The organism is Streptomyces sp. NPDC048411 (genome assembly GCF_040704695.1).
Lineage (GTDB): Bacteria > Actinomycetota > Actinomycetes > Streptomycetales > Streptomycetaceae > Streptomyces.
The window spans coordinates 1-4,964 of sequence record NZ_JBEZKL010000251.1 but is presented as its reverse complement, the minus strand read 5'-3'; the positions used below and the strand labels follow the sequence as shown (position 1 = coordinate 4,964).

General features: G+C 70.0%; 6 protein-coding genes. 1 reads left to right on the top strand and 5 read right to left on the bottom strand.

The window, feature by feature from the left end; translation table 11 throughout:
* Positions 1-108: 108 nt before the first annotated feature.
* From AB0915_RS38280 to AB0915_RS38260, 5 genes are all read right to left on the bottom strand, one after another.
* Complete coding sequence (locus AB0915_RS38280; protein WP_366695898.1) at positions 109-870, bottom strand: MIP/aquaporin family protein; 762 nt, start codon at positions 868-870, stop codon at positions 109-111.
* A 263-nt stretch (positions 871-1,133) separates the two neighbouring features.
* Positions 1,134-2,324, bottom strand: a complete 1,191-nt coding sequence (locus AB0915_RS38275; protein ID WP_366695896.1) for a lipid-transfer protein — start codon at positions 2,322-2,324, stop codon at positions 1,134-1,136.
* On the bottom strand, positions 2,321-2,806 hold the full coding sequence (locus tag AB0915_RS38270) for a zinc ribbon domain-containing protein (protein ID WP_366695894.1): 486 nt from the start codon (positions 2,804-2,806) through the stop codon (positions 2,321-2,323). The genes AB0915_RS38275 and AB0915_RS38270 overlap by 4 nt, the downstream gene beginning before the upstream one ends.
* A gap of 49 nt (positions 2,807-2,855) precedes the next feature.
* Positions 2,856-3,203 (bottom strand): DUF962 domain-containing protein, encoded by a 348-nt coding sequence (locus tag AB0915_RS38265; RefSeq protein ID WP_366695892.1) that lies wholly within the window; start codon positions 3,201-3,203, stop codon positions 2,856-2,858.
* A 138-nt stretch (positions 3,204-3,341) separates the two neighbouring features.
* Complete coding sequence (locus AB0915_RS38260; RefSeq protein ID WP_366695890.1) at positions 3,342-4,148, bottom strand: M15 family metallopeptidase; 807 nt, start codon at positions 4,146-4,148, stop codon at positions 3,342-3,344.
* A 109-nt stretch (positions 4,149-4,257) separates the two neighbouring features.
* On the opposite strand from AB0915_RS38260, the gene AB0915_RS38255 reads away from it, so the two are divergent.
* Positions 4,258-4,770, top strand: coding sequence for an NUDIX domain-containing protein (locus tag AB0915_RS38255; RefSeq protein ID WP_366695900.1), 513 nt, complete (start codon positions 4,258-4,260; stop codon positions 4,768-4,770).
* Positions 4,771-4,964: the final 194 nt, after the last annotated feature.

Below are 4,964 nucleotides of genomic sequence, written 5' to 3'. Positions count from 1 at the left end.
GTCGCCCCGATACTGGGTGTATCGGGGCGAGCCCGACAACGCGGCGAGCGTGCGGGCCAGGCGTCGCCTGGCAGGCGGGACTTTCGAAACACGCCCTAGTCCCCCGCCCTAGAAGGCGGCATGGAAGACGACGCCCGCCAGGAGCCCGCCCACCAGCGGCCCCACCACCGGGATCCAGGAGTAACTCCAGTCGGAGGTTCCCTTGTTCGGTATCGGCAGCAGTGCGTGCACCAGCCGCGGACCGAGGTCACGGGCCGGATTGATCGCGTACCCGGTGGGTCCGCCGAGCGACAGTCCGATGCCCACCACCAGCAGGGACACCAGGAGTACGGAGATTCCGGAGCCGTAGACTCCAGCCCCTGCCCCCGCCACCGGCCCGATCCCGACCCCGGCGTTCTCCCCGAAGGCCAGGATCGGCAGCACCAGACCGGTTGTCGCAATGATCTCGGTGCCGAGGTTTGCCACCGGACTGCGGATCTCCGGGGTGGTCGAGAAGATCCCCAGCGTCGGCGCGGCCGTCTTCTCGTCCGCGTTGGCGCGGAACTGCGCGTAGTACGTGAGCCAGGCCAGCAGCGCACCGACGATCGCGCCCACCATCTGCCCCAGGATGTAGAGAGGGACCTTGTCCCACTTCCCGGTGTCGACGGCGATGCCGACCGTGACCGCCGGATTGAGATGCCCGCCGGACAGCGGGGCCGCGGTGTACGCACCGGCCAGCACACCGAAGCCCCAGCCGAAGGCGATCACCACCCATCCCGCGGCTCTCGCCTTGGAGTGGTGGAGGGTGACGGCCGCGCACACACCTGCGCCGAACAGGATGAGGATCGCCGTACCGATGACTTCCCCGACGAAAATGTCTCCATTGCTCATGGCGCTCCTAGGGGTTGTCCGGCGGGTCTCGCCGGTCGCTTCCATGGCTACGGAGGCCGAGGGCAGGGAGGTTCGTTGCCCTGCCCGGCTGTCCGTGACGAGCGTGGTGACCATGTCGGACTGCCGCAGAGCGGAAGTGGCGGCAGCGACTGAGCAAGGAGTTTTCACCGGTGCTGATCTGTCGTCAAGAATGCTGACAACAAAGCCAGTTCACGGCACACGGACCGGATGCTTCCACGCCCTGCGGACGGATCCGGGAGATCTCAGCGGACCGCGACGACCGCCGATCCGTGCCCGAACAGCCCCTGATTGGCGGTGATTCCGGCACGCGCCCCCGGAACCTGTCGCTCCGCCGCGCTGCCTCGTAGCTGCCACGTCAGCTCGCAGACCTGGGCGATGGCCTGCGCCGGTACCGCTTCGCCGAACGAAGCGAGCCCGCCGCTCGGATTGACCGGGATGCGGCCGCCGAACGCTGTCGCCCCCTCACGTACGAGCTTGGCGCCCTCTCCCGCCGCGCACAGCCCGATGTCCTCGTACCACTCCAGCTCCAGGGCGGTGGAGAGGTCGTACACCTCGGCGAGGGACAGTTCGTCGGGACCGATGCCCGCCTCCTCGTACGCCGCCCGGGCGATCGAGGCACGGAAGCTCTCCGGAGCGGGTTCCACCGCGACCGCCGAATCGGTTGCGATGTCGGGAAGGTCGAGCACGGTCTTCGGGTAGGTGGGCGTCACCGTGGCGACGGCGCGGATACGGACCGGGTCGGCCGCGCCGTGCCGGCGTGCGAACTCCATGCTCGACAGAACGACGGCCGCTGCCCCGTCGGAGGTCGCGCAGATGTCGAGCAGCCGCAGCGGGTCGGCGACCACGGCGGAGGCGGCGACCTGCTCGGCAGTCACCGGGGCCCGGTAGCGGGCGTTACGGTTCAGCGCGCCGGCGGCCGCGTTCTTCACCTTGACCAGCGCGAAGTCCTCCAGGGTGTCCCCGTACACCGCCATGCGACGGCGGGCGTACAGCGCGAAGTACGTGGGGTTGGTCGCCCCGAGCACCCGGAAGCGCAGCCAGTCGGGGTCGTCGGGCCGGTCGCCGCCCGCCGGGGCGAAGAACCCCTTGGGTGCCGCATCGGCACCCACCACGAGCACCACGTCCGCCATGCCCGCCAGGATCTGTGCCCTGGCCGTGTTGATGGCCTGGGCACCGGACGCGCAGGCCGCGTACACACTGGTGACCCGGGCGCCCTGCCAGCCGAGCGCCTGCGCGAAGGTCGCGCCGGCCACATAGCCCGGATAGCCGCCGCGCACCGTGTCCGCGCCGACGACCGACTGCACGTCCTGCCAGCCGATTCCCGCATCGCCGAGCGCGGCCCTGGCGGCCACCGTGCCGTACTCGACGAAATTGCGCCCCCACTTGCCCCACGGATGCATCCCGGCCCCGAGAACGGCCACATCCCCGGTCATGCCGCACCGTCCGGGACCGCACCGTCGGTGGTCACGGGCCGCCAGTGCCAGGTGGTCCACGCGGTGCCCTCACCGTCCGGCGCGTCGCCGTCCAGCACCCCCGGAACCACCTCGACGGTCATTCCGACCGCGAGGTCCCCGACACCCACCCCCGGCGCTGCCTGCCCGAGGACCACCATGCGCTCGGCCGCGAGTTCGACTGCGACCAGGGTGTACGGTTCCCAGGGCACGTCCGGGTCGGAGACGTACGGAGCGGGGGGCCGGTAGCGGCCGTCGGTGTACGACCAGACGGTGCCCCGCTTGGAGAGAGGCGTCTCGGCCATCTCACCGCCCGCGCACCCCGGATTGCGGCAGAACGCGTCCTGGCGCGGGAAGAAGACCGACGAGCAGGCCGAACACCGGGTGCCCAGCAGCCGGAAGCCCCCCTCGGTGCTGTCCTCGGTGAACCACCCGGCCACCACGGGTGTGCGCGTGTGCGACAAAACCCCTCCCCGGCACTGGATCTGACGGAACGTCAGAAGTGTGCCACGGTCAGCGGTTCTCGGCGAGCCACTTGGCAGCGGTCTCCGCCAGCTCTCCGTCGCGCCCCGCCAGCATCATCCGGATCATCTGCACATCGCCGCGCAGCGACCACGCGGGGTGCCCGAAGGTGGCCGGATTGTTCTTCTCGATCAGGAAGTGCGCGGGCCAGGCCGCGCCATACCCGATCAGGGGCAGCGCCGCCGCATACCGCTTCCGGCCACGGGCCAGGCCGTAAGCGGTGACCGCGAGCCCGGTCAGGGTCCCCGTCAGATGAACCCACCGGGTCGCCGCCCTGGAGTGCATCGCCACGTAGTAGGGCCAGAACTCCTCGTACGAATGGAACGTCTGCTGTGACATACGGGCACCGTAATGGCTGGGAGCGCAACCGGATACGGCCGGTCCGCGTCCGAGTGGAAGGACGAATGGCCGGAACCCACGGGGGTGGTCCCGGCCATTCGTCGTCCCACCGCGCTGCGGCGGGCTTCAGGGGAGCTCTCAGTGCCCTGCGACGGACCGCCGGGCCACCGGGAAGTCGAAGTAGGTGTCCGGGAACAGCTCCGGCTTGAAGGTGTAGTGCCACCACTCCTCGGCCAGATTCACGAAGCCGGCATCCGTGAGTGTGGTCTTCAGGAACTGCCGGTTGGCTCGCTGCACACCCTGGATCCGCGGGTCGTCGGTGTGTGACAGCGTGTCGAAGCAGTCGAATCCCGTGCCCATGTCGACCGAGTTGTCCGGGAACCGCTCGGCCTGCGGTTCGTAACAGGGCGCCAGCTGCTCGCCCGGCACGTACGGCCTGGTCGGTGCGGCGGGCAGCCTCACCAGCGTCAGGTCCACCGTGCTGCCGCGGCTGTGTCCGGACTTCTCGGCGATGTAACCGTCCGTGAACAGCCGTGTCTTGTCGACCCGGGGGTAGAACTCGCCCCTCATCGCCTCGTCGTCGAGATCCTCGGCCCAGCGCACGAAGTGATCGACGGCCCGTTGCGGCCGGTAGCAGTCGTAGACCTTCAGCGAGTAACCCTGGCGCAGCAGCCGCGTCTGTGCCCGGTGCAGGGCCTGGGCCGCGGGCCGGGTCAGGATGCAGAGCGGCTGCCGGTACCCGTCGACCGGCTCGCCCAGGAAGTTGTGGCCGGTGGGATAGCGCATCTCCTGGATGATCGTGGGGTCCACCGAACCCAGTGCGACGAACTCCTCGGGCGCCTTCGGCTCGGTCTTCGCCTGCGCCGCGGGGGTGGCGGCGGTGACGGCGAGCAGGGTGGCGGCAGTGGCTGCCAGGACACGGAAAGCGGAAGCGATACCTGTCATGAGCGCATCATCCATGAATCATGGGGGTCCCGGAAGCACGATCAGATACAGTCCGCGCGTGTCCACGCCCGAAAAGGAAACCGAGCGGAGGAAACAGGTGGAGCAACCGATGAAGGACTCCCACTGCGGCAGCTGCGGAGCGCCGTACCCCTCGCCGGGATCCGCGACCTGGCCGCGCACCTGTACTGCCTGCGGCGACATCGCCTACCGCAACCCCCTCCCGGTCGCCATCGCCCTGCTACCCGTCACCGACCGGCAGGGCACCGCGCTCGTCGTCATCACCCGCACCATCGAGCCCCGGCTCGGCGGCCTCGCCCTGCCCGGCGGCTTCATCGACCACGGCGAGGACTGGCAACACGCGGTCGTCCGTGAACTCCGCGAGGAGACCGGCATCGAGGCCGACCAGCAGGACGTCCGCCTCGCCGACGCCCTCAGCGCCCCGGACGGCCACCTGCTTCTCTTCGGCCTCCTCCCGCAACGCCCGGCCGCCGAGCTCCCGCCGTCCGTCCCCACCGACGAGACAGCCGGCCACAGCCTGCTCAGGGCCCCCGCCGAACTGGCCTTCCCCCTGCACACCCGGGCTGCCCGCGCCTGGTTCGAAGGACGCTACCGCTACCGCTGACGGCATCACACCGTTCCTGTGGACTGAGCAGGAGTGAGTCCGCTCAGCCGCACGCCCCGAACGGTCCTGGGCGCACTGGTCCCCGGCGTACTCGACCCCGGGGCGGCGACACGCATCCCGTGCGTGGTCCGGTCCCGGGAGGCCGGCTCCCTGACGACCTGGCCAGATGGGTACGGCCAAAAGTGACGGGGAGG

What these genes read in the sequence shown, in the direction of transcription:
- AB0915_RS38280 (WP_366695898.1), bottom strand. Translation starts at nt 870, where the DNA reads ATGAGCAATGGAGACATTTTCGTCGGGGAAGTCATCGGTACGGCGATC.
- AB0915_RS38275 (WP_366695896.1), bottom strand. Translation starts at nt 2,324, where the DNA reads ATGACCGGGGATGTGGCCGTTCTCGGGGCCGGGATGCATCCGTGGGGC.
- AB0915_RS38265 (WP_366695892.1), bottom strand. Translation starts at nt 3,203, where the DNA reads ATGTCACAGCAGACGTTCCATTCGTACGAGGAGTTCTGGCCCTACTAC.
- AB0915_RS38260 (WP_366695890.1), bottom strand. Translation starts at nt 4,148, where the DNA reads ATGACAGGTATCGCTTCCGCTTTCCGTGTCCTGGCAGCCACTGCCGCC.
- AB0915_RS38255 (WP_366695900.1), top strand. Translation starts at nt 4,258, where the DNA reads ATGAAGGACTCCCACTGCGGCAGCTGCGGAGCGCCGTACCCCTCGCCG.